We start from the raw sequence: 22692 nt of genomic DNA on the forward strand, positions 1-22692 counted from the left end.
AGTCGCCGCACTCCGAGAAGCGGACGTCACATGACCGGGTCCGGCTCCCTCGCCAAGTCCGCCGCGCCCACCAGCCCCGCCTTGTTCCCCAGCTGCGCCGCGATCACGTCCGCCACGGGGCGCCAGTTGCCGCCGACCAGCCAGCGCTTGTAGGACTTGCGGATGGGGTCGAGGACGAGTTCGCCCTCGTCGGAGAGGCCGCCGCCGACGATGAAGGCGGAGGGGTCGAAGAGGGAGGCGAGGTCGGCGAGGCCGGCGCCGGCCCAGCGGGCGAGCTCGCGGTAGGAGTCGACGGCGACGGGGTCGCCCTGGCGGGCGGCCATGGAGATGTGCTTGCCCTCGATGCCGTCGGGGGTGCCGTCGCCCATGCCCAGCAGGAGCTCGGCGTTCTCGGGGGTGGCGTTGGCGCGCTGCTTGGCGTATCTCACCAGGGCGCGGCCGGAGGCGTACTGCTCCCAGCAGCCCTGTGAGCCGCAGCCGCAGAGCAGGCCGTCCGGGACCATGCGGATGTGGCCGAACTCGGCGGCGACGCCGAAGTGGCCGCGGCGCAGCTTGTTGCCGATGATGATGCCGCCGCCGAGGCCGGTGCCGAGGGTGATGCAGATGACGTTGCGGTGGCCCTTGCCGCCGCCGAACTTGTACTCGCCCCACGCGGCCGCGTTGGCGTCGTTCTCCACGACGACCGGCAGGTGGACGCGCGCCTCGACCTTCTCCTTCAGCGGCTCCTGGCGCCAGTCGATGTTCGGCGCGAAGTAGACCGTGGAGCGCTGACGGTTGACGTAGCCGGCGGCACCGATGCCCACGCCGACGATGTCGTGCCCGGCGCGCGCACCCTCCACGGCAGCGGCGATGGCGTCCACGATGCCCTCGGGCGTGCCCGGGGTCGGCACCTTGTGGGTCGAGAGGATGTTGCCTTCCTCGTCGACCACACCGGCCGCGATCTTCGTGCCGCCGATATCGACGCCGATGGTGAGTCCCATGAATCCCTCAGTTTCGGTCGAGCCCCGCTACGGCCAACCGTACCCGAGGGCCTGCCGCCAGGTTCCCGTCGTCCGCCCGTAGGGCGGGCCTGGAGGGGCCTGGTGCGTGCAGCTGCAAGGCGGAGGAGGGAGTCATGGCGGAGCCATGGCGAGTGACGACAACGCGGCAGATGTGCGTGCCAGGCCCCTCCAGGCAGGCGGGAACCTGGCGGCAGGCCCTCAAGGGGGGCGTCAGTCCAAGTCGATCCGCTGGCCGGGGCCGGTGCCCTCGTCGGGGTCGTCGCGGTCGGTGGACTCGTTCAGTTCGTCCATGCGGCCGGTCCAGCGCTGTTCCTGGGCCTGGACGGCGGAGCGGTAGGCGGCGAGGAGTTCGTTGCCGGCTGCCGCGAGGTGGTCGAAGACGTCCGGGTTGCGCTCGATCACGGGCTCCACGGCGGCCTTGGCCTGCTGGACGACCTGGCGCACCACCTGCTCGGCGGCGGGCCCGGCGACCGCGCCGAACAGCGGGGACTGCAGACCGGACAGCTTGTCCGCGACGGTGTCGACGAGCTTGCGCAGTTCCTCGGCGGCCGAGCCCGGCGGCGGGCCGTAGGCGGAGCGGCGGCGGGCCTTCTCCGCCGCGAGATCCTCGGCACACGCTGTCGCCCAGGCGTCGGCGTCGGTCGCGCGTACCTCGTCGACGGCTTCCCGCTCGGCGGTCTCGTACTTCTCGAGCTTCTCCTGAGCGGGGTCGGACGCGGGGCGCTCTTCGCTCATGGCGGACTCTCCTGACTACGGTTCGTCTCTACGACGTTACCCGAACGGGCGTACCGGTTTCACCGTGTCCGGGGCCATAGATCGGGGTCCGGCACGCATCGGATGCGCAGCTCGCCGTCGCGCAGGGCGGCGCCGTCGACGGTGCAGCGGCGCAGGGCGGACGGCAGCGGGAGGATTCGCCGGAACTGCCCTGCGGTGACGACGAGTTCATCGCCGCGCCGGACGAGGTCCAGGTCGTCGCGCTGGGCGCCGGGCAGCGGGATGTGCCAGACGAGGACCCGGCTGCCGCCGTCGTCGGCGAGCCCGTCGGTGACCGGCCACTCGACGGTGGAGGGGCGTGTGTTGACACCGGGGACGGTGAGGGCGGTGAGGTCGTCGCTGCCGCGCGGGTCCCGTCCCAGGTGGGCGACGCTCTGGATCTCGTACGACCCCTCCCACTCCTCCAGTGTCTTGCGCTGCTGGGCGACGGGACCGGCGAGCCAGTCGTCGGCGGCGGTGTCGGGCAGGACGCGGTTGGCGACGAGAACGTCGGGGCGCAGGCCGCGCAGGGCGAGGGCGAGGGTGGCGGTGCGTACGGCGTCGGCGCCGCTCGGGCCGGGCTCCGCGACGAGTCGTACGACGGTGTTCCGGTCGGCGACGACGGCCTCGACGGCGGCCAGCTCGGTGTCCCAGCGGGCGGCGGTCTCGTACAGCCACTCCGCGGGCAGGGGGACCCCGGCGAGCCGCCCCAGCACGGGGCGCAGGGCGCGGGCCGCCTGCCGTTCGGGCGGGAGGAGGCGGCGCAGGTAGCGGCGGAGCTCCTCGGGCAGGGAGAGGAGGGCCAGGGCGTCGGGGATGGCCGGGAGGTCTACGACGAGCAGTTCGTGCGCCTCCGCTAGCGCGGCGTCCCGCAGGGCGCGCAGCAGCGTGAGCTCTTTCGCGCCGGGGAGCGGGGTGACTTCCTCCGGGTCCAGCCGTGAGGCGCCGAGCAGGTCGAAGGCCGCGGTCGCCCGTTCCTGGAAGGCGGCGAGGTCGTCCCGGAACGCGGCGGCGGCGTCCGGGCGCCAGGCGGTCAGGTGCGGGGCGACGCGGCTCGGGGCCGGACCGACGCTCGCCCCCAGGGCGGCCCCCAGCGTGTCCGTCCGATCGCCGCTCAGCACCAGCGTCTCGATGCCGTCGCGGGCGGCGGCGAGTGCGGTGGCGGCGGCGACGGTCGTACGTCCGCTGCCGCCCGGGCCGGTGATCAGGATGGTGCGCATGGGTTGGAACCGTAACGGACGTGCCGCTCAGCCCTCGTATCAAGGTGCCCGGCGCTGCTGCTCAGGGGTAGGCCGCGCAGCCCGGCGCTGACGGGGTGCCGCCTGCGCCCACCCGTGCCGCCCCAGGCGGCACGCATGCCCGCAGCTTGGCGCCCCGTAGGGGCGCGGGGAACTGCGCGATCAGCCCCCACTCGCCCGCAGCTGGGGCTACTCGCCCTGCCCCGACTCCACCCGCTTCTTCAGTCCCGCCAGCGCCCGGTCCGTGATGACCTTTTCCGCCTTGCGCTTGATCATGCCGAGCATGGGGATCTTGACGTCGACGGTCAGCTGGTAGGTGACCTCGGTCGAACCCGCGCCGGCCGGCTTGAGGATGTAGGAGCCGTCGAGGGACCGCAGCATCTGGGACTTCACCAGCGTCCACGACACCTCGTGCTCACCGGTCCAGGTGTACGCCAGCGTCTGGTCGTCCTTGATCGCCCCGGCGTCCATGACCAGGCGGACCTCCTCGGCACGCCCCTGCCCGTCCGTCCGGAGGACTTCCGCCTCCTTCACCTCGCCGGTCCAGTCCGGATAGCGGGCGAAGTCCGCGATCACCCCCATGACGTCGGCCGGTGCCGCCTCGATCGTGATGCTCGAGCTGGTGTGTTCCGCCATCGCCGTGGCTCCTCCAGATGCGGGCCGGTAGATCGTCCAGATCTCATGCGCACGATGTGTGCAGCGTGAAGGCTACCGCGCACCCGATCTGCCGACTTCACCCGCATGGCCCGTCTTGCCGGAAACCGCTCACCACTCCAGCGCCCACGGCTTCCCCGTCCCCGCGAAGTGCCCCACGTTCACGCACTCCGTGGCCCCGAGCCGCATCCGGCGGACGAGGGGTTGGTGGACGTGGCCGAACAGGGCGTAGCGCGGCCTGGTCCGGCGGATCGCCGCCAGCAGCGCCCGGCTGCCCCGCTCGAAACGTCGCGCCACGGTGTCGTAGACCAGCTCGGGGACCTCCGGAGGGATGTGCGTGCAGAGCACGTCCACCTCTCCCACCGCCTCGATCTTCGCCGCGTATTCCTCGTCGCTGATCTCGTACGGCGTGCGCATGGGCGTGCGGAGTCCGCCGCCGACGAAGCCGAAGACCCGGCCGCCGATCTCCACCCGCTCCCCGTCGAGGACGGTCGTGCCCGGCCCGGCGTACTCGGCCCACAAGGGCGGCATGTCGACATTGCCGTAGGTCGCGTACGTCGGCGTCGGGAACACCGCGAACATCTCGGCGTACTGTTTACGTACCGCCTTCTCGATCGCGGCGGCGCGGTCCCCGCCGATGCCCGCCCACAGGCTCGCCCCGAACTCCCGTGCCTCCTCGAAGCGCCGGGCGGTGCGCAGCTCGACGATGCGGTCGGCGTTCTCCACGCCGAACAGGTCGGGGAAGATGCCGCGCGAGTGGTCGGCGTAGTCGAGGAACAGCACCAGGTCGCCGAGGCAGATCAGGGCGTCCGCACCGTCACCGGCTCTGGCCAGGTCACGGACGTTGCCGTGCACGTCACTGACCACATGAATGCGTGCCGTGCGGTTACCGGGTCGTGAGGGTGCCATGGCGATCAAGGGTAGGCCTGTGCGATGTACGTGAACAGTGCAGGCTGGACCTGCGGTTACTGGCACGGCATCAAAACCGTGAACTACTGTGCAAGAAGGAACACCAATCTGTGTGACGCAGCGAACATCTCGCCGGGACCCCCTGTCGAAGAAGCCATACCGGCGGGTAACGTCCGGGCAGTCCACTAGTACTCAGGGTTTCAATCATTGAGTACCTGCCCGAGCCTTGGACCGCACCGTCGCATCGCACAACGTCGTGGCGCCGGCGCCCTATGAGGAGCAGCAGTCTTGCGCGAGTTCAGCCTTCCGGCTCTGTACGAAGTCCCTGCGGACGGCAATCTCACCGACATCGTCCGTAGAAACGCCGCGCAGCATCCCGACGTCGCCGTGATCGCCCGCAAGGTGGGCGGTGCGTGGCAGGACGTGACGGCCACCGCCTTCCTGGCGGAGGTGCACGCGGCCGCCAAGGGCCTGATCGCGTCCGGTGTGCTGCCGGGTGACCGGGTCGGCCTGATGTCCCGTACCCGCTACGAGTGGACGCTGCTCGACTTCGCGATCTGGTGCGCGGGCGCGGTCACCGTGCCGGTGTACGAGACCAGTTCGCCGGAGCAGGTCCAGTGGATCCTCGGTGACTCGGGCGCCACGGCCTGTGTCGTGGAGATGGACAGCCACGCGGCCGCCGTCGACTCGGTGCGCGACCGGCTGCCCGCTCTGAAGCACGTCTGGCAGATCGAGGCCGGCGGGGTCGAGGAGCTGGGCCGGCTCGGGCAGGACGTGTCCGACGAGACGGTCGAGGAGCACAGCTCGCGCGCCAAGGCCGACGACCCGGCGTCCATCGTGTACACGAGCGGCACCACCGGACGGCCCAAGGGCTGTGTACTGACCCACCGCAACTTCTTCGCCGAGTGCGGGAACATCGTGGAGCGGATGCGGCCCCTCTTCCGCACCGGCGAGTGCTCCGTGCTGCTCTTCCTGCCGCTGGCCCATGTCTTCGGCCGGCTCGTGCAGGTCGCGCCCATGATGGCGCCGATCAAGCTGGGCAACGTCCCCGACATCAAGAACCTCACCGACGAGCTGGCCTCGTTCCGGCCGACGCTGATCCTGGGCGTGCCGCGCGTCTTCGAGAAGGTCTACAACAGCGCACGCGCCAAGGCGCAGGCGGACGGCAAGGGCAAGATCTTCGACAAGGCCACGGACACCGCGATCGCGTACAGCAGGGCGCTGGACACCCCGTCGGGCCCGTCGCTCGGCCTGAAGATCAAGCACAAGACCTTCGACAAGCTCGTCTACAGCAAGCTGCGCGCGGTGCTCGGCGGCAAGGGTGAGTACGCCATCTCCGGCGGCGCCCCGCTGGGCGAGCGCCTGGGCCACTTCTTCCGCGGCATCGGCTTCCCGGTCGTGGAGGGTTACGGCCTGACCGAGTCCTGCGCCGCGACCGCCTTCAACCCCTGGGACCGCCAGAAGATCGGCACGGTCGGCCAGCCGCTGCCCGGCTCGGTCGTGCGGATCGCGGACGACGGCGAGGTGCTGCTGCACGGCGAGCACCTGTTCAAGGAGTACTGGAACAACCCGGGCGCAACCGAGGAGGCGCTGGCCGACGGCTGGTTCCACACCGGGGACATCGGCACCCTCGACGAGGACGGCTACCTCCGGATCACCGGCCGCAAGAAGGAGATCATCGTCACCGCGGGCGGCAAGAACGTCGCCCCGGCCGTGATCGAGGACCGGATCCGTGCGCATGCGCTGGTCGCGGAGTGCATGGTCGTCGGTGACGCGCGGCCGTTCGTCGGCGCGCTGATCACCATCGACGAGGAGTTCCTCGGCCGCTGGGCGGCCGAGCACGGCAAGCCGGAGGGCTCCACCGCGGCGTCGCTGCGTCAGGACCCGGATCTGCTCGCGGAGATCCAGAGCGCTGTCGACGACGGCAACGCCGCGGTGTCGAAGGCGGAATCGGTGCGGAAGTTCCGCATTCTGTCCTCCCAGTTCACCGAGGATTCGGGCCACCTGACGCCGTCGCTGAAGCTCAAGCGCAATGTCGTGGCGAAGGACTTCGCGGACGAGATCGAGGCCATCTACCAGAAGTAGACCGGCACGTGGGATCTTATGGCGCGGCGTCCTCGGCGAGGACCCGCGCCATCGTCCGTTCGGCAAGCGCCGTGATCGTCACGAAGGGGTTCACCCCGATCGACCCGGGCACGAGCGAGCCGTCGGTGACGTACAGCTTCGAATACCCCTTCACCCGGCCGTAGTTGTCGGTCGCCTTCCCCAACACGCAGCCGCCCAGCGGGTGGTAGGTGAAGTCGTCGGCGAAGACCTTGTTGCCGGAGCCGAACAGGTCGTAGCGGTAGATCGTCGCGTTCGCCGCGTTGATCCGGTCGAAGAGCTTCTTCGCCATGCCGACCGAGACCGCGCTCTGTCCGGTGGTCCAGCCGAGCTTCACCGAGCCGTTCGAGTACGAGAACGACGCACGCTCGGGGTTCTTGGTGATCGCCAGATAGAGGCTGACCCAGTGCTCCAGTCCCGTCGGCAGCGGGGCGATCTCGGCGAAGACGGGGTTGGCGGCATTGGCCCAGTCGTCGATGCCCATCACCGGCATGGTCGACTGGTTGGCGCCGACCGTGTCCCACAGGTGATTGGCCCGGCCGAGCATCACATTGCCGTTGGTCCCCCACCCGGTGCCGACGGTCGCGTTCAGCGCGGGCAAGGTGCCCGACTCCCGTGCGCGGACGAGGAGTTCGGTGGTGCCGACGCTGCCGCCGCCGAGGAAGAGGTACGTGCAGCCGTACTCCTTGGTCCCGACGACCGTGCCGGTGTTGTCGATCCGGTCGGCGGTGAGCAGGTACGAGCCGTCGGTGTCCCGCCGTATCCCGGTCACCTTCTCCAGTGTGTGGATGGTGACGTTGCCGGTGCCGAGGGCCGAGGCGAGGTAGGTCTTGTCGAGGCTGCGCTTGCCGTGGTTGTTGCCGTAGATGACCTCGCCCGCGAGCGCGGACCTGGTCGCCGTGCCGGCCGCCTCGCGCTGCATGTGGCCGAAGTCGTAGACGTTCGGCACGAAGGTGGTCTTCAGGCCGGTGTTCTGGGCGTGCTTGCGGGAGATCCGGGTGAACCGGTACCACTCGGTCGACTCGAACCAGGCGGGGTCGACGGTGTTGACACCGAGCATGGAACGGGCGCGCGGGAAGTACGTGCCGTACATCTCGGCGGTGTCGACGGTCGGGAACTGCTCGGCGAAGTACGACTGGAGCGGGGTGACCGCCATACCGCCGTTGACCAGGGAGCCGCCGCCGACGCCCCGGCCGACGTACACGGACATGGCGTCGTAGCGGACGCGGTCCAGGACGCCCGGGTAGGGGTTGATGTCCTTGTTGACGACGTCCAGCCAGAGGAACGTCGACAGTGGTGCCTCGGTGCGGGTGCGGAACCACATGGAGCGCTGGTCGGGGGCGCTGGTGGAGCAGAAGATCTTGCCGTCGGCGCCGGGGGTGTTCCACAGCCTGCCCATCTCCAGGACGAGGGTGCGGATGCCGGCCTGGCCGAGGCGGAGGGCGGCTACGGCGCCGCCGTAGCCCGAGCCGATGACGATCGCCGGCGCGGAATCGACTGCGTCGGGCTCGGCGGCGTGGGAGGACTGGAGGGCGATGCGGGTGAAGCCGAGGGTGGCGGCGGTTTGGAGGGCCGCCATGCCTAGGATTTGACGTCTTGTCAGCTGACGCTGCATCAGGTTTGCTGTCATGTTTGGCAGCATGTGCGGATTTTTGGGTTCCGCCTAGTGGGGTGCGGCTTATTCGTCGTGGGCGGGTGCGGGTTCGTTGTGGCTTGTCGCGCCCACGCGGCGGAGCCGCATATCGACACAGCCCCGCGCCCCTGACGGGGCGCTGTACTACAGCAGCGTTTTCAGCTTCTCCGCCAACAGGTCCCAGCGCCATCTCTCCTCGACCCATTCCCTGCCCCGTTCGCCCATCCTGCGGCGCAGCTCGGCGTCTCCCAGGAGTGTGGTGATCCGGTCCGCGGACTCCTCGACGGAGCCGCCTCGGACTACCCAGCCCGTTTCGCCGTCCAGTACCGCGTCCGGGGCGCCGCCCGAGTCGCCGGCTACCACTGGGAGGCCGGTTGCGGAGGCTTCCAGGTAGACGATGCCCAGGCCCTCTACGTCGAGGCCGCGGCGGCGGGTTCGGCAGGGCATGGCGAAGACGTCGCCGGCGCCGTAGTGGGCGGGGAGTTCGGACCAGGGGACGGGGCCGGTGAAGCGTACGGAGTCGGTCACGCGGGTTTCGGCGGCCAGCTTGCGCAGTTCGGTCTCGTACGGGCCGCCGCCGACGATGAGCAGTACGGCCTCCGGCTCCTTGGCCAGGATTCGGGGCATGGCGAGGACCAGCGTGTCCTGGCCCTTGCGCGGGACCAGGCGGGAGACGCAGACGATCACCGGGCGGTCGGTCAGGCCGAGGCGGGCGCGGATCGCGTCGCCTCCCGACTCGGGGTGGAAGGTCTTCTCGTCAACGCCGGGCGGCAGCTGCACCATCCGGGAGGCGGCGTCCCGCGTCAGGGCGGAAGCGATCCTCGAGCGCGTGTACTCGCCGAGGTAGGTGATCGTGTCGGTGGACTCGCCGATCCGGCGCAGCAGCTGACGCGCGGCGGGCAGCTGGGCCCACCCGGCCTCATGGCCGTGCGTGGTCGCCACCAGCCGTTCGGCGCCGGCCGCCCGCAGCGCCGGTGCCATCAGCCCGAGCGGTGCCGCCGCCCCGAACCACACCGACGTGCACCCGTGCCCCCGCAGCAGTCCGGCCGCACGCCGGGTGACCTGCGGCGTCGGCAGCAGCATCGTCGTACGGTCGCGTACGACGGTGAAGGGCTGCTCGGCGTCGAAGGCGGCGGTGGCCTCGATGCCCTCGCGGGTGCGCTTCCAGGTGGACGCGTAGACGACGAGCCGTTCCGGGTCGAGCCGTAGCGCCATGTTGTGCAGAAACGCCTGGATACCGCCGGGCCGGGGCGGGAAGTCGTTCGTGACGATCAGGGTCTTGTCCATCGCGGCCGACCCTACCCGGCGCCTCCGAGTGGCGGTGCTTCATGGCTCGCGCACAGCCGGGTGGGGGATCATGGCCCTGCCAGGACGGACAGGGACGAACAGGGGCTCAGGTGGACAGTGCGGGCGCGAGGCGGTCGCTGGTGTGGCTGCTCGGTACCTGGGGCCTGACCCGGCTGGTGCTGCTGCTGTACGTGTTCAAGGTGTTCGTCTTCCCGGGGCCGGACGTCACCAGCGATGTGTCGGTCATCTACCAGGGCTGGTACGAGGTGCTGCGCACCGGCACCTTCCCGCTCGGCGACGTCACCTGGCAGTACCCGCCCGCCGCGGCCCTCGCGATCCTCTCCCCCGCGCTGCTGTTCTTCCTGGACTACGCGAACGCCTTCTTCGTCCTCGCCTTCCTCGCCGACCTGGCCGTCCTCAGCCTGCTGCTGTACGCGGGACTGCGCCCCGGCCGCTCCCTGCGGGGCGCCTGGGTGTGGGTGGCGGGCGTCCCGCTGCTCGGACCGACCGTGTACGCGCGGTACGACGTGATGGTCACGGCCGTGGCGGTGGCCGCGCTGCTCGCCGGTGCCCGGCATCCGCGGGTGATGGGCGCGCTGGTGGGGTTCGGCGCGATGCTCAAGGTGTGGCCGGTGCTGCTGCTGGTCGGCGCGGTGAAGCGGCGGGCCTGGGCGGCGGCCGGGGTGACGGTCGTGGCGCTGGCCGCGCTCTTCGCCGCCGCGATGCCCGGCGCCTTCGCCTTCCTGACCTTCCAGCGGGACCGCGGCACCGAGGTCGAGTCGCTGGGCTCCCTGGTGTTCCATGTGGCCCGGCAGTTCGGCTGGAGCGGGGAGGTGCTGCTCAACTACGGCTCGGTCGAATTCCTCGGCCCGTACGTGGGCCTCGTGAGCACCGGCGCCCTGGCCCTGACCGGGCTCGCCTTCGGCTGGCTGCTGCTGTGGCGGCTGCTGGCCGGGCGGTTCGTGACGCACACGCTCGCCGACGCCGCGTTCGTGGCGGTGCTGATGTTCACGACGACGAGCCGGGTGATCAGCCCTCAGTACATGGTGTGGCTGGTCGGCCTGGCAGCCGTCTGCCTCTGCTTCCGCGCCAGTCCGATGCGGGTGCCCGCGGGGCTGGTCCTGGCGGCGTCCTTCGTGACGGTGCTGGAGTTCCCGGTCTTCTTCGCGCATGTCGTGGCGAGCGACTCCCTCGGCGTCACCCTGCTGTTCGTCCGCAACGGCCTGCTGGTGCTCGCCACTGTCCTGGCGGCCCGGGAGCTGTGGCGGTCGTCCGTCTCGGGCGCCGACGCACTGCCCCTGCCCGCTCAGGCCACCCGCGCGAAGGAGACCTCGGTCCCCTCCTGACCCAAGGGCAGCAGACGGGGCCGGCGCTCAGCGGCGCAAGGTGGTCTCCCGCTCCAGATGCGACAGCTTCTCGGGGTTGCGCACGGCGTAGAGCCCGGTGATGAGGCCGTCGTCGATGCGCAGCGCGATGACGGTGTCGATCTCGCCGTCCAGCCGGACGATCAGCGCCGGGTCGCCGTTGACCTGTGTCGGCTGCAGCGACATCGCGGTGGCGATCCTGCCCAGCACGTGCGCGACCTCGTCGGCGCCGACGACGGGCGCCAGTGCGGCCCGTACGACTCCGCCGCCGTCGGTCAGCAGGACGACGTCCGGCGCGAGGATGTCGAGGAGGCGTTGCAGGTCGCCCGTCTCGACCGCCCGCCGGAACGCCTCGACGGTGCGGCGGGTCTCGGCGGCGGAGGCGACCCCGCGCGGTCGGCGCTCGGCGACGTGGGCCCGTGCCCGGTGGGCGATCTGGCGGACCGCCGCCGGGCTCTTGTCGACGGCCTCGGCGATCTCGTCGTATCCGAGGTCGAACACCTCGCGCAGCACAAACACCGCCCGCTCGGTCGGCGCGAGCGTCTCCAGCACCAGCAGCATCGCCATCGAGACGCTGTCGGCCAGCTCGACGTCCTCCGCCACGTCGGGCGCGGTCAGCAGCGGCTCGGGCAGCCAGGGGCCGACGTAGGACTCCTTGCGCCGGCCGAGCGTCCGCAGATGGCTCAGCGCCTGCCGGGTGGTGATCCGGACCAGGTACGCGCGCTGGTCCCGCACGATGCCCTGATCGACGCCCGCCCACCGCAACCAGGTCTCCTGGAGGACGTCCTCGGCGTCGGCGGCGGAGCCGAGCATCTCGTAGGCGACGGTGAACAGCAGATTGCGGTGGGTGACGAATGCCTGGGTCACGCTGTCCATACGGTCGTTCATCGCCGTCTCCTGCCCGTTCGCTCGCGAGTGCGGCCGTACACGAGACGCCGGTCCCCACCGCTTTGTGACACCTGCGACCGGTGACGCACGCCACATCGCCGCACCGTCACAAGGACCGGGCCGTCGGCATCTTGTGTTCGTCCAGCACGGCAGCACCACCCGACACCACGAGTGAGGACGACATCATGGAACCCCGTTTCAACCTGTTCGACAGCCCGACCGCAGCGAAGGTCGCCAAGCGGTTCTACAACGCCGCGTTGGCCCTGGAAGGGTCGACACTGTCGAAGACCCTGAGCGAACTGGTGCAGCTGCGGGTCAGCCAGCTCAACGGCTGCGGCTTCTGCGTCGACATCCACACCAAGGAGGCCGCCGCCGCCGGTGAAACCGCGCTCCGGCTCCACCTGGTCGCCGCCTGGCGGCACAGCACCGTGTTCACCGAGGCCGAGCGGGCCGCGCTGGCGCTCGCCGAGGAGGGCACCCGGCTCGGCGATCACGGTGTGTCCGACGGGACCTGGGCCGAGGTGCGCAAGCACTACGACGACGACGAGGTCGGTGCGCTGGTCTGCCTGGTCTCCTTGATCAATGCGGCCACCCGGATGAGCGTGATCGTGCACAATCCGGGAGGCTCGTACGAGCCCGGCATGTTCGCCGGCACGTCGAGCTGACCGACGGACCGCGACCGCACCATCACTGGGGAGACGCCCACGCATGAATACGCCACGGACCGACGGGGCATCCGTCCGGATCGGCGCGCTCGTTCCGCTGACCCGGCCCGGCTGGACCGAGGCGGGGCGGCACCTGCTCGCCGGGCTCGAGCTGGCCGTATCCGAAGTCAATGAGGCCGGCGGGATCGACGGAAGCCCGCTGGAGCTGGTGGTCCGGGACACCGCGGCCGATCCGAAGCGGGCCACGGCAGCCGTGGACGAGCTGGCCGGCCTGGGCGTGGCCGCGGTGGCGGGCGAGTATCACAGCGTCGTCGCCCGCGCCGCTGCCGCCCGGGCCGACGCCCTCGGCCTGCCGTTCCTCTGCTCGTCGGCGGTGCTCGACGCGCTCACCGAGCAGCCGACGCAATGGGTCGCACGTCTCCCTCCGCCGCAGTCCCGCGGCTGGCAGCTGTACGCGGACTTGCTCCTCGACGCGGGCCACAGCCGCGTCGCCGTAGCGGCCCAGCCGAGTGTGTACTGGGCTGCCGGGATCCGCATTCTGCGGGACCACCTCGCTTCACGCGGCGGCACTCTCATCGAACTCGACATGAGCGCGCTCACCCCCGCGGCCGTGTGCGCCGAACTCGTCGGCCACCGCGCGACAGCCCTCCTCCTTCTGGTCGGCCAACCGGAACCGGCCGTGTCGATCGTCAAGGCCGTCCGCGGCGACCAGCGCCTCGCCGAGATCCTGATCGGTGCCCCGGCCGGGCAGCCGGAGTTCGCCGAATGGGCGGCGCTGCTGGGCGACGACGGCGCCGCGGTCCCGTTCCTGCGCTACCTGCCCGAGCACCTCACCCCACTCGGCGCACGGGTCGAGACGGCCCTGCGCGAGCGGCTGGCCGAAGCGCCCTCGTTCGTCGCCTTCGAGGGCTACGACACGATCGCCGTCCTCGCCGATGTGCTGCGTTCTCACGGCACGAACCGGGCACGCACCGCCGCATCCTGGCCGCGCGTCGCGGTCGACGGCACTCGCGGGCAGATCCGGTTCTCCCGCGTGCCGGGCATCAGCGTCTGGCAGTGGGCTTCGGCGCCGGTCCAGGTCGTCGACCGCGATCCGGCGGAACCTGGTCGCTTCCGGATCCTTCGCTCAGGCTGAACCCGTGCGGGAGGAGCTGGCCAGCGCGAGCCTGGCCTCAGCCGAACTGGGCCCGCAGATACTCCCGCCACTGCTCGGTGAAGTCCGCCGGTGTCGTCCCGAGCACCTTCTTCATCGCGTCCTCGACGGCGCCCGCCCGCTCCGGGTGGGCGCCGACGGCGCGGTAGAACTCGCCGAGCCGCACCTCGCCCCAGCGGTCCGCGATCAGCCGGCAGGCGATCCAGCCGCTCTCGTAGGCGCGGGCGAGCCGGGCGGCGTCGCCGGAGAAGCCGAAGTCCGCGTCCTCGGGCAGCGCGTCCGGCACCTCCCCCGCGGTCACCGCACGCTCCAGCTCGGGCGCGGCCTCGGCCGGTGTGCGCCCGGAACCCCGGTAGCCGACCCAGTCGGCGTACCCCTCGGACAGCCAGAGCGGGGTCGCGGGGCTGGTGTGGGTGCGGGTGGCGACATGGGTGGTCTCGTGGGTGAGCACGACCTGCTTGCCGGTGTCGCCGAGGACGCTGTACGCGTCGGGGTTGACGATCACCCGGTCCGCGGGCGCCGTCGCCGGGGCGCCGGTCTCGCCGGTGGTGACGGCGGCGATCCCCCGGTACGAGGAGGCGGGCGAGCCCAGCAGCCGCGCCATGCCCTCCAGGGACTTCGGTACGAGCACGACGACGTGCCGGGACCAGTCCGTGCCCCACGCCTCCGACACCGCGGGCACCGCCCGGTCCGCCAGGCCGGCGAACTCGCTCAGCCGCTCCCGCGACTGCCCGACCCCCATCACCAGGCTCCGCTCCCCCTGGACGACGCTCACCGCGCCCTGGTCCCACAGCTGCTCGGCGGACTTCTTCTCCGGCCGCTCCGTGTCGACGTACCACTCCCCCTCGTCGTCCAGGCTGAGGGTGAGCGTACGGCCGACGGTGATGGGTGCCTTGTCGTACCCCTCGACGCGGTAGCGCAGCTCGGCCTCGGCGGTCGCCGTGCCGCCCAAGTCCCGCACGCTCGTGACCCGGTACGACCAGTCGGAGAGGGGCACTTCCCGCAGATTGCCGAACCAGTCCGGCGCCCCCGTACGCAGGAAGGCCGCCTGGTCCCGGCCGAGTATCGCCGTGGCCCGGATGTCGAGGACCCGCTGCACCTCGTCCTCGGTCCTGTCGGCCGCCGGCCCGCCCCCGCACGACACAAGGGCGACGAGCAGCAGACAGAGCGCCACGACCAGGGATCCCGACGCCCGCCTTTGACCAGCCACGGCTCCGATCGTACGGGGGCTGTCGAGTACGGGTCAGACCCCGTTCAACGACTCCGTTCAGCGACTCCGTCAGATCCTCGTGACCGAGTTGACGGGCATCATCCCGACCGGGTCGTAGCGCACCGGTGCGCCGGGGTACGGCGCGTGGATCACCTGGCCGTTGCCCATGTACATCCCGATGTGGGAGGCGTCGTGGTAGGTGACGAGGTCGCCGGGCTGGGCCTCGGACAGGGGGACCCGGGTGCCCGATCCGGCCTGGGCCTGCGAGGTGCGGGGCAGGGCGACTCCGGCCTGCGCGTACGACCACTGCATCAGGCCCGAGCAGTCGAAGCCGGTGGGGCCGTTGGCGCCCCAGACGTACGGCCTGCCCACCGCGGACATGGCGGCGGCGACGGCGGCTGCCGCGCGGCCCGAGGGCGGGACGGCGCCGCCGAGGTCGGGCAGGTCGGAGCGGCCGGAGCGGGAGGCGCGGTCGTAGGCGGCGCGCTCGGCGTCCGGCAGGGAGTTGAGCAGCTGCCGCGCCTTGGCGAGCTTGCGTTCGACGGTCTTTTTGTGCGCGGCGACGGCCTTGCGGCTCTTCTCCAGCTCGGCGAGTTTCCGGGTCGCCTCGGCGCGCTCCCGGCCGAGGACGCGCATCGCGTCCTGGAGGTCCTTCAGCTCGCCCGCCTGGTGGGCGGTGATCCGGTCGAGGACGGACGCCTTGTCGAGGTAGTCCTCCGGGTTGTCGGAGAACAGCAGGGCGAGGGAGGGGTCGATGCCGCCGGAGCGGTACTGGGCGCCGGCCAGCGAACCGAGCGCCTCCCGCATGGTGTTGATGCTCTCCTGCTGCCGGGCGATCCGGTCCTGGGCGCCGGTGACCTGCCTGCGCAGCTTGTCGGCGCGCTCGTCGGCCTTGTTGTAGGCCTCGGTGGCCTTCTCGGCCTCCCCGTAGAGGCGGTCCACCTCGGCACGGGTGTCGTCGTACGGCGTGGCTTCCGCCGGAATCACGCCCAGGGCCGCGGCGGCGGCGGACAGCACACAGACCGCGGCACTGGCGCCACGGTCGAATCCGGTCGGTGCAAGGCGACGATGAGACCCCACAGGAAGCCGCATTCCTTCCGCTGGCGGACAAGGACCTTCCCCGGCAGGGGGAAGCGCGGCAGACAGTAGCCCCGTGGTGGGGTGACGGCCAAAGACCTTCGCGGACACACAAAGTGACGCCCCGCCTCAGACGCAGGTCATGGGCGGGGCGCGGGGTCAGGCTCGGTGGTGGTGATTCGCCCGAACGGGCGGCACGGTGTCCTGATCTTGCTAGGCCGGAAGAGGGCTCAGATCCGGACGCCGAACTGGAACGGCATGTTGTTGATCGACTCGTAGCGCACGACCGTGCCGGTGCGGGGGGCGTGCAGTATCTGGCCGTTGCCCGCGTAGAAGCCGACGTGGTGCTGGTCGCCGTAGAAGATGACCAGGTCGCCGACCTTGAGATCGCTCTGCGAGTAGATCTGCGTACCGGCGCCGGCCTGTGCCTGCGAGGTGCGCGGTATGGAGACGCCGGCCTGGGCGAAGGCCCAGGAGGTCAGGCCGGAGCAGTCGAAGGAGGACGGGCCGGAGGCGCCGTAGACGTAGGGCGAGCCGATCTTGGACTGGGCGGCCTGGAAGGCGGCCATGGCCCGGCCGGAGGCGGGGGCGGTGTTACCGAGGTCCACGCGCTCGGAGGCGGAGCGGCTGGCACGTTCGTCCGCGGCGGCGAGGGCGGCCTTCTCGGCGGCCGTCAGCGTGTTGAGCAGCTTCTGCGCCTCGGCGAGCTTGGCCTGGACTTCCTTCTTCTGGCTGCCCAGCTCGGTGCGGGTGGCGGCGAGGTCCTTGAGCTTGTCGGAGGCCTCGGCGCGGTCCTGGGCGAGTTCGCGCTGCTTCTCCTGGATCTTCTTCAGCTGCTCGACCTGCTGGGAGCTGAGCTGATCGGCGGTGGACGCCTTGTCCAGGTAGTCGTCCGGGTTCGACGACAGGAAGAGCTGGAGGGAGGAGTCTATGGAGCCGGTGCGGTACTGGGCGGCGGCCGCCAGACCCATGGAGTCACGCAGCTCGTTGAGGTCTTCCTGACCGCGGGCCACGTTGTCCTGGATGGTGGAGACCTCCTTCTGGAGCTTCTCCTGCTTCTCCTTGGCCCCGTTGTACTTCTCGGTGGCGTGCTCCGCCTCTTCGTAGAGCTTGTCGACCTTGGCCTTGACCTCGTCCTTGCTCGGCTTCTCGCTCGGCGCGGCGTTGGCGGCCTGCGAGCTGAGGGCTACGGCGGCAGCGGCCGCGGTGGTCAGCACGGTCACGCGCGTGCGACTGGGCTGCTTGAGTCGACGATGGGACGCCACGGAGGCGAACTCCTTCTTGAGAGTGATCACCCGCTCGGAGGTTCGAAGCCAGACCCTAGTGACACAGCTGTGATCAGATCAAATCCCTGGGCGAAATATCCCGGTTACGGATCGCATTCTTTACCCGCAACTCACATGCGGTGATGCACGATTGACACTACGTTGCGTGACAGATCAGCCAATTCGGGCATTGAGTCTGTACGTTGACCTTCAGGACAGTCGCTTGAGAAGCACCGCAGACGCCACGGGTCGGGCGCCCGCCTTCGCGACCCCGTCGGCCACCTCGCGGTCGGTCGAGGCGACGATGACCGGACGCCCCGGCGGCTCCGCGCGCACCAGCTGGCGGATCAACTCGTCCGCGGTGACGCCCGGTTTGGAGAACAGCACCCGCACTCCGCGCGGCGGCGCGAGCAACACCGGCGCGGCCAGCTCGGCCCCGTCGAAGACACAGGTCACCTCGGCGCCGGTCTGCGCGGCGAGCTGCGAGAGCTGCCCGAGCAGCCTCAACCGCTGCTTCTCCAGGGGCATTTGGGGATAGCCGGTCTTGGTGACGTTGTAGCCGTCGACGACCAGATGCGCCTGCGGCAGCGCCAGCAGCTGATCGAGGATCGCGGGGTCGTTTTCGGACAACGCCCGTGCCGCGATGTCTTTCGGCGTCATTCGTCCCGGTTCGACCGCATCCACGGTCTCGGCCGGACGTACCGAAACCGGCGGCAACGCCAGCTCCCGCCGCAGCCCTTGGGCCGCGTCGAGCACGGTGTCCAGCAGCAGCCGTACCCGCATGTCCTCGACGCTGCGGCCCTCCCTGGCCGCCCGGCGCGTGGCCTCCAGGGCGGCCTCCGCCTCCCCGAGCCGCGCCTTGAGCCGCCGGCTCTCGCTCTCCGCGGCGGACACCTGCGCCTGCGTCTCCGCGCGTACGGCCTCCATCTCGCCGTGCACCTTGCGCAGCGCCGCCTCGCCCCGCTTGACGTCACTGAGGGCGGCGCGCAGCTTGCGGTGCAGCGAATCGGCTTCCTTCTTCGCCGAGTCCAGCTCGGTGCGCAGCCGCTCGGCCTCGGCCCGGGTGTGCTCACGGGCCTGGTCGAGTTCGGTGCGCAGCCGCTCCAGTTCGGCGCGGTTCTCCTCGTCGGCCCGCTCGGCGTCGGCGCGCTGGGCCTCCTCGCCGGCCGCGGTCACCAGCTTCACCCAGCCGGTGGGACGCAGTACATAGGCCGCGGCCGCCACGTCGAGCGGGTCCGCGGCCGGGGGCGGCGAGCCTGAGTCGAGGGCGCCGGACAGCTCCGGCTGCGTCTCTCTGAACTTCTCGCCGATGCGCTGCCGGAACAGCGGATCGGTCTCCAGGGCGGCCGCCATCGCGTTGCCGGCGAACTTGGCCCGGCGATTGGGGGCGAACCGGGCGTACTGCCGCAGCTGGGCGGGCAGTTCGGCGACGGTCAGCCCGCCGAAACCGTCCGAGACGATCTGCACGACCCGGCGGCGCACTCCGTCGGGCAGCGGACGGTCGAGCACCTCAGCGGCGCCGTCGCCCGGCCCCCCGCTTTCGCTCTCCACCATCCGTCACACCCCATTAGCTGTGCGGGGGCCGCTCTCCCGTCAGGAGCCGGCGCCCGGCCTGTCCACGAGTTCCACCTGGTCCACCGCGTTGCACCAGCGACAGCGCACCGATTCGATCGTCTCACTGACCACTTCGCGCTCCTCCACCTTCGGCTCCCCGGCAAGATCAAGGTGGACGTACTCGACGACCTTCGACGAGCGGGTCACGTCGAAGCGCGTGAGATTGCCGCAGAGGGTGCAGCGCCACCGCGTGGAGGCGGTCGGCAGGGGAACCGTCATCGTGACTGTTCGCTTTCCTTCTAGTGTCCGTGTCACGCCAGCTTCCCTGATGCGTGTGGCTCGTAACCCTACGGCCTGGCGCGTACTCGACGCCCGTCCGTCCACCGGGCCGGTCCGGCGGCGAGGCGGTCTGTGCTGCTGAGTCCCGTTACGTCATGCTCTGGGGTCATGATCGGCAACTGGAGCGCATCGGCGGTCAAAGCCATCCGGATCCCGTCGGCCCCGATGACGTACACCCTGATCGCCGCCTGCTGTCTGCTCTTCCTGGCCGGCCCGGCGGCCGGGCTCAATCCGGCGTACGGCTCCGGCGACACGCTGCTCGCCGCCCAGCGGGACTACTTCCATCGCTGGGGGGTGGTCCCCGCAGAACTGTTCGAGGGCTCCCCGCGGGCCGCCCTCACTCCGGCCACGGCCCTGTTCGTCCACGGCAGCTGGGTGCATCTGCTGGGCAACATGCTCTTCCTCTATGTCTTCGGAGCGATGACCGAGGAACGGATGGGCCGCATGCAGTTCACCCTCTTCTACGTCGGCTGCGGCTATCTGGCCCTACTGGCCTACGCGGCTGCCAACGCCGACTCCGAGCAGTCCCTGGTCGGTGCGTCCGGGGCGATCTCGGCAGTCCTCGGTGCGTTCCTGTACCTGTTCCCCGGAGCCCGGGTGACCAGTCTCCTCCCGTTTCTCTTCTTCCTCCCGCTGCGCTTCCCGGCCTGGGTGGTCCTGCCCTTCTGGGCGGCGCTGCAGTGGCTGGCCGCGGCCCGCCACTCCCAGGGCCCGAGCGTGGCCTACCTGGCCCATCTGACCGGCTTCGGCCTGGGCCTCTGTTACGCGTGGGCCCGATTCGGCCGTACCACTAGAGTGAGGCGCACCGCAGCGAAGCCCGCCCCCGAGGGAGAGAAACAGCCGTGATCACCGCGATCGTGCTCATCAAGACCAGCGTGGACCGGATCCCCGAGATCGCGGAGTCGATCGCGGCGCTGGACTCCGTCAGTGAGGTCTTCTCCGTCACCGGCACGTATGACCTGATCGCCATGGTCCGGGTGAAGGAGCACGAGGACCTGGCCGACGTCATCCCCGGCCGCATCAGCAAGATCCCCGGCGTGGAGGGCACCGACACGCACGTGGCGTTCCGGACGTACTCCCAGCACGACCTGGAGGCGGCGTTCGCGATCGGGCTCGACAACTGAGGGTCCCGCGCCTTCCAGGATGAAGAGTTCTTCATCCTGGACTCATCCGGGCCGCCGGGAGAAACACCCAGGATCGGGCCCATGGTCTTCTCCCGCCGGTTGGCGACCCTCGCCGCCGTCGTGGTGATCCCCCTCGGTATCGCCGCGACCAGTTTCGCTCTCGCCGACAGCCCGCAGTCCCCGAAGGTCCCCTCCCAAGTGGAGCTGGACAGCGGCTCGCCCTCGGCCCCGCCCACCCGGCCCGAGCCCACCCCGAGCGACGCGGTGGTCTCGCGGCCCGAGGTGACCGACAGCCCCTCGGGGGACGACGATGACGACGACCGAGGCCAGGACGGATCGGACGGCGGACCCGGCGACGACGGGCCCGGCGACGGCTGACGGCCCGCCCCGCCGGATCACCGCCCGAGTCCGCATCCTGCTGTGGCTGCTGTTCGTGATGGCGGTCGCGCTCGCCTCGGTGGCCACCACGACCCGCTCGATCCTGCTGCGTGACACCGACCACCGGATCGGCGGCCTGCTCGCCCAGGAGGCGGGCGAGTTCACCAACTTCGAGGAACGCGGCGTCGACCCGGCGACGGGCCACCCCTTCACCGACCCCGCCCGGCTGCTCACGGTCTTCCTGGAGCGGCAGTACGTCGACTTGGACGAGGAGCTGATCGGCCTGGTCGGCCGGGCGGACCGCGATCCGGCGCAGATCCGCCAGCCACGCGACATCCCGGTCGCCGTGCCCCTGCACAAGGACGCCGACGCCCGGCGCCGGATCTTCGACTCCCCCGACTCCACCGGCACCCTGGACCGGCCCTCCGGCGCGATCCGCTGGGCCAAGGTCGCCGTCGCGCGGCACGGCAGCGCACCCGATGCGGCGTTCGTCGTCGCCTTCCACCCGGAGCGTGAACAGGCGCGCGCGGACGAGGTGTTCCGCATCCTGCTCGCCATCTCCGGGGTCGCGCTGCTACTGACGACCGGCATCGGCTGGGTGGTCGCCGGACGGATCCTGAAGCCGGTACGACTGGTGCGGACCGCCGCCGCACAGCTCACCGAACAGGACCTCACCCGCCGTATCCCGGTGCACGGCCACGACGACATCGCGGCCCTCGCCGAGACGTTCAACGCGATGCTCGACCGGCTGGAGCGTGCCTTCGCCGCCCAGCGCGAGTTCGTCGACGACGCCGGCCACGAGCTGCGCACCCCGATCACCATCGTCCGGGGCCATCTGGAGCTGATGGGCGACGATCCCGCAGAGCGGGAGGAGACCATCCGCCTCGTCACCGACGAACTGGACCGGATGAGCCGGATCGTGGAGGACCTGCTGCTGCTCGCCAAGGCGGAGCGCCCCGACTTCGTCACCCCCGAGCCGGTCCAGCTCGCCGAACTCACCGCCGATGTCTACGTCAAGGCCCGCACCCTCGGCGACCGCGACTGGAAGCTCGCCGAAGTCGCCGACCGGGAGAGCGAGTTGGATGCCCAGCGGATCACCCAGGCCATGGTGCAGCTCGCGCAGAACGCCGTGCAGCACACCACACCCGGCCAGACCGTCCGCATCGGCTCCCGCGCCGAAGGGCAGCGCATCGAGCTGTACGTCGCCGACTCCGGGCCCGGCGTCCAGCCACAGGACGTCGAGGTGATCTTCGATCGCTTCCGGCGGGGCTCGGCCCGGCGGGGCGCCCGGGGTTCGGGCGCGGGGCTCGGCCTGTCGATCGTGCGGGCGATCGCGGAGGCGCACGGCGGCCGGATCCGCCTGCACGACACCGAGGGCGGCGGCGCCACCTTCGTACTCACCCTGGAAGAGGCACACACGTGAACCGCATTCTCATCGTCGAGGACGAGGAGCGCATCGCCTCCTTCGTGGAGAAGGGCCTGCGCGCCAACGGCTTCACCACGACCGTCGTCGGCGACGGCGACGCGGGCTACGAGTACGCCCTGACCGGCAGCTTCGACCTGGTCGTCCTGGACATCGGCCTGCCCGGCCAGGACGGCTTCACCGTGCTGCGGCAGCTGCGCGAGGCCCGGGTGACCGTCCCGGTGATCGTGCTGACCGCACGGGACTCGGTGCGGGACACGGTGGCCGGTCTGGAGGGCGGCGCCGACGACTGGATGACCAAGCCGTTCCGCTTCGAGGAACTCCTTGCCCGGGTGCGCCTCAGGTTGCGTACGGCGGCCCGCGCGCCGGAGGTGACGGTGCTCAGGTCCGGCACGCTGAGCCTGGACCTGCGGACCCGCAGGGCACGGGCCGGGGAACGCACGGTCGACCTGACGGCCCGTGAGTTCGTCCTGCTGGAACTCTTCCTGCGCCATCCGGGCCAGGTGCTCTCCCGTGAGCAGATCCTGTCGCACGTGTGGGGCTACGACTTCGACCCGGGCTCCAACATCGTGGACGTGTATGTGCGGACGCTGCGCAGGAAGCTGGGGGCCGAGCGGCTGGAGACGGTCCGTGGCATGGGGTACCGGCTGCCCGCGTGAAGTTCCCTTCATCCA

22 protein-coding genes are annotated in these 22692 nt (G+C 70.8%); 9 read left to right on the forward strand and 13 right to left on the reverse strand.

The window, feature by feature from the left end; genetic code table 11:
- Positions 1 to 26: 26 nt before the first annotated feature.
- The 5 genes from AB0I98_RS33190 to AB0I98_RS33210 all read right to left on the reverse strand — a co-directional run bounded on the left by AB0I98_RS33190 (position 27) and on the right by AB0I98_RS33210 (position 4555).
- Complete coding sequence (locus AB0I98_RS33190) at positions 27 to 980, reverse strand: ROK family glucokinase (RefSeq protein ID WP_362948411.1); 954 nt, start codon at positions 978 to 980, stop codon at positions 27 to 29.
- Positions 981 to 1211: 231 nt separating this feature from the next.
- On the reverse strand, positions 1212 to 1736 hold the full coding sequence (locus AB0I98_RS33195) for a DUF5304 domain-containing protein (protein ID WP_362948413.1): 525 nt from the start codon (positions 1734 to 1736) through the stop codon (positions 1212 to 1214).
- 59 nt (positions 1737 to 1795) lie between these two features.
- Positions 1796 to 2974, reverse strand: coding sequence for an ArsA-related P-loop ATPase (locus AB0I98_RS33200; RefSeq protein WP_362948414.1), 1179 nt, complete (start codon positions 2972 to 2974; stop codon positions 1796 to 1798).
- A gap of 207 nt (positions 2975 to 3181) precedes the next feature.
- A complete protein-coding gene (locus tag AB0I98_RS33205) occupies positions 3182 to 3628 on the reverse strand; it encodes an SRPBCC family protein (protein WP_362948415.1) in 447 nt (148 codons plus the stop codon).
- A gap of 129 nt (positions 3629 to 3757) precedes the next feature.
- The gene (locus tag AB0I98_RS33210; protein ID WP_362948417.1) at positions 3758 to 4555 is read right to left on the reverse strand and encodes a metallophosphoesterase; all 798 of its coding nucleotides are present in this window, start codon (positions 4553 to 4555) and stop codon (positions 3758 to 3760) included.
- A gap of 288 nt (positions 4556 to 4843) precedes the next feature.
- Between AB0I98_RS33210 and AB0I98_RS33215 the strand changes: the two genes are divergently transcribed.
- Positions 4844 to 6640: an AMP-dependent synthetase/ligase gene (locus AB0I98_RS33215; protein WP_362948418.1), complete on the forward strand. Its 1797-nt coding sequence runs from the start codon at positions 4844 to 4846 to the stop codon at positions 6638 to 6640.
- Positions 6641 to 6656: 16 nt separating this feature from the next.
- Here the strand turns inward: AB0I98_RS33215 and AB0I98_RS33220 are convergent, their stop codons facing one another.
- Entirely contained in the window at positions 6657 to 8237 is a 1581-nt protein-coding gene (locus AB0I98_RS33220) for a GMC oxidoreductase (protein WP_362948419.1), read from the reverse strand.
- A gap of 198 nt (positions 8238 to 8435) precedes the next feature.
- On the reverse strand, positions 8436 to 9578 hold the full coding sequence (locus AB0I98_RS33225; protein WP_362948421.1) for a glycosyltransferase family 4 protein: 1143 nt from the start codon (positions 9576 to 9578) through the stop codon (positions 8436 to 8438).
- Between the two features lie 110 nt (positions 9579 to 9688).
- Between AB0I98_RS33225 and AB0I98_RS33230 the strand changes: the two genes are divergently transcribed.
- Positions 9689 to 10924, forward strand: coding sequence for a glycosyltransferase family 87 protein (locus AB0I98_RS33230; protein ID WP_362948423.1), 1236 nt, complete (start codon positions 9689 to 9691; stop codon positions 10922 to 10924).
- 27 nt (positions 10925 to 10951) lie between these two features.
- Here AB0I98_RS33230 and AB0I98_RS33235 read toward each other — a convergent pair whose 3' ends face one another.
- The gene (locus AB0I98_RS33235; RefSeq protein WP_362948425.1) at positions 10952 to 11830 is read right to left on the reverse strand and encodes an RNA polymerase sigma-70 factor; all 879 of its coding nucleotides are present in this window, start codon (positions 11828 to 11830) and stop codon (positions 10952 to 10954) included.
- A gap of 185 nt (positions 11831 to 12015) precedes the next feature.
- Between AB0I98_RS33235 and AB0I98_RS33240 the strand changes: the two genes are divergently transcribed.
- Both AB0I98_RS33240 and AB0I98_RS33245 read left to right on the forward strand, forming a co-directional pair.
- Positions 12016 to 12495, forward strand: a complete 480-nt coding sequence (locus AB0I98_RS33240; protein WP_362948427.1) for a carboxymuconolactone decarboxylase family protein — start codon at positions 12016 to 12018, stop codon at positions 12493 to 12495.
- Positions 12496 to 12538: 43 nt separating this feature from the next.
- Positions 12539 to 13630: an ABC transporter substrate-binding protein gene (locus AB0I98_RS33245; RefSeq protein WP_362948428.1), complete on the forward strand. Its 1092-nt coding sequence runs from the start codon at positions 12539 to 12541 to the stop codon at positions 13628 to 13630.
- Between the two features lie 37 nt (positions 13631 to 13667).
- Here the strand turns inward: AB0I98_RS33245 and AB0I98_RS33250 are convergent, their stop codons facing one another.
- The 5 genes from AB0I98_RS33250 to AB0I98_RS33270 form a co-directional block, all read right to left on the reverse strand.
- A complete protein-coding gene (locus AB0I98_RS33250; protein WP_362948430.1) occupies positions 13668 to 14858 on the reverse strand; it encodes a hypothetical protein in 1191 nt (396 codons plus the stop codon).
- A 69-nt stretch (positions 14859 to 14927) separates the two neighbouring features.
- Positions 14928 to 15938 carry an NlpC/P60 family protein gene (locus AB0I98_RS33255; protein ID WP_362948431.1) on the reverse strand — a complete coding sequence of 337 codons (1011 nt, stop codon included), beginning with the start codon at positions 15936 to 15938 and terminating at the stop codon, positions 14928 to 14930.
- Positions 15939 to 16165: 227 nt separating this feature from the next.
- Complete coding sequence (locus tag AB0I98_RS33260; RefSeq protein ID WP_362948466.1) at positions 16166 to 17200, reverse strand: NlpC/P60 family protein; 1035 nt, start codon at positions 17198 to 17200, stop codon at positions 16166 to 16168.
- A 210-nt stretch (positions 17201 to 17410) separates the two neighbouring features.
- Positions 17411 to 18754 (reverse strand): NYN domain-containing protein, encoded by a 1344-nt coding sequence (locus AB0I98_RS33265; protein WP_362948432.1) that lies wholly within the window; start codon positions 18752 to 18754, stop codon positions 17411 to 17413.
- A 39-nt stretch (positions 18755 to 18793) separates the two neighbouring features.
- Entirely contained in the window at positions 18794 to 19033 is a 240-nt protein-coding gene (locus tag AB0I98_RS33270) for a hypothetical protein (RefSeq protein WP_037719539.1), read from the reverse strand.
- A 168-nt stretch (positions 19034 to 19201) separates the two neighbouring features.
- Between AB0I98_RS33270 and AB0I98_RS33275 the strand changes: the two genes are divergently transcribed.
- The 5 genes from AB0I98_RS33275 (at position 19202) to AB0I98_RS33295 (ending at position 22677) form a co-directional block, all read left to right on the forward strand.
- On the forward strand, positions 19202 to 19939 hold the full coding sequence (locus AB0I98_RS33275) for a rhomboid family intramembrane serine protease (RefSeq protein WP_362948433.1): 738 nt from the start codon (positions 19202 to 19204) through the stop codon (positions 19937 to 19939).
- Entirely contained in the window at positions 19936 to 20217 is a 282-nt protein-coding gene (locus AB0I98_RS33280) for an Lrp/AsnC ligand binding domain-containing protein (protein ID WP_210576181.1), read from the forward strand. Before AB0I98_RS33275 ends, AB0I98_RS33280 begins: the two co-directional genes overlap by 4 nt.
- Before the next feature lie 81 nt (positions 20218 to 20298).
- Positions 20299 to 20595, forward strand: coding sequence for a small secreted hydrophilic protein (locus tag AB0I98_RS33285; protein ID WP_362948434.1), 297 nt, complete (start codon positions 20299 to 20301; stop codon positions 20593 to 20595).
- Positions 20528 to 22018, forward strand: coding sequence for a HAMP domain-containing sensor histidine kinase (locus tag AB0I98_RS33290; RefSeq protein ID WP_362948436.1), 1491 nt, complete (start codon positions 20528 to 20530; stop codon positions 22016 to 22018). Before AB0I98_RS33285 ends, AB0I98_RS33290 begins: the two co-directional genes overlap by 68 nt.
- Entirely contained in the window at positions 22015 to 22677 is a 663-nt protein-coding gene (locus AB0I98_RS33295) for a response regulator transcription factor (RefSeq protein WP_362948438.1), read from the forward strand. Before AB0I98_RS33290 ends, AB0I98_RS33295 begins: the two co-directional genes overlap by 4 nt.
- Positions 22678 to 22692 lie beyond the last annotated feature (15 nt).

The organism is Streptomyces sp. NPDC050211 (assembly GCF_040656035.1).
GTDB lineage: Bacteria > Actinomycetota > Actinomycetes > Streptomycetales > Streptomycetaceae > Streptomyces.

What these genes read in the sequence shown, in the direction of transcription:
- AB0I98_RS33235 (WP_362948425.1), bottom strand. Translation starts at nt 11,830, where the DNA reads ATGAACGACCGTATGGACAGCGTGACCCAGGCATTCGTCACCCACCGC.
- AB0I98_RS33190 (WP_362948411.1), bottom strand. Translation starts at nt 980, where the DNA reads ATGGGACTCACCATCGGCGTCGATATCGGCGGCACGAAGATCGCGGCC.
- AB0I98_RS33205 (WP_362948415.1), bottom strand. Translation starts at nt 3,628, where the DNA reads ATGGCGGAACACACCAGCTCGAGCATCACGATCGAGGCGGCACCGGCC.
- AB0I98_RS33240 (WP_362948427.1), top strand. Translation starts at nt 12,016, where the DNA reads ATGGAACCCCGTTTCAACCTGTTCGACAGCCCGACCGCAGCGAAGGTC.
- AB0I98_RS33285 (WP_362948434.1), top strand. Translation starts at nt 20,299, where the DNA reads ATGGTCTTCTCCCGCCGGTTGGCGACCCTCGCCGCCGTCGTGGTGATC.
- AB0I98_RS33195 (WP_362948413.1), bottom strand. Translation starts at nt 1,736, where the DNA reads ATGAGCGAAGAGCGCCCCGCGTCCGACCCCGCTCAGGAGAAGCTCGAG.
- AB0I98_RS33290 (WP_362948436.1), top strand. Translation starts at nt 20,528, where the DNA reads ATGACGACGACCGAGGCCAGGACGGATCGGACGGCGGACCCGGCGACG.
- AB0I98_RS33210 (WP_362948417.1), bottom strand. Translation starts at nt 4,555, where the DNA reads ATGGCACCCTCACGACCCGGTAACCGCACGGCACGCATTCATGTGGTC.
- AB0I98_RS33225 (WP_362948421.1), bottom strand. Translation starts at nt 9,578, where the DNA reads ATGGACAAGACCCTGATCGTCACGAACGACTTCCCGCCCCGGCCCGGC.
- AB0I98_RS33245 (WP_362948428.1), top strand. Translation starts at nt 12,539, where the DNA reads ATGAATACGCCACGGACCGACGGGGCATCCGTCCGGATCGGCGCGCTC.
- AB0I98_RS33265 (WP_362948432.1), bottom strand. Translation starts at nt 18,754, where the DNA reads ATGGTGGAGAGCGAAAGCGGGGGGCCGGGCGACGGCGCCGCTGAGGTG.
- AB0I98_RS33200 (WP_362948414.1), bottom strand. Translation starts at nt 2,974, where the DNA reads ATGCGCACCATCCTGATCACCGGCCCGGGCGGCAGCGGACGTACGACC.
- AB0I98_RS33220 (WP_362948419.1), bottom strand. Translation starts at nt 8,237, where the DNA reads ATGGCGGCCCTCCAAACCGCCGCCACCCTCGGCTTCACCCGCATCGCC.
- AB0I98_RS33270 (WP_037719539.1), bottom strand. Translation starts at nt 19,033, where the DNA reads ATGACGGTTCCCCTGCCGACCGCCTCCACGCGGTGGCGCTGCACCCTC.
- AB0I98_RS33275 (WP_362948433.1), top strand. Translation starts at nt 19,202, where the DNA reads ATGATCGGCAACTGGAGCGCATCGGCGGTCAAAGCCATCCGGATCCCG.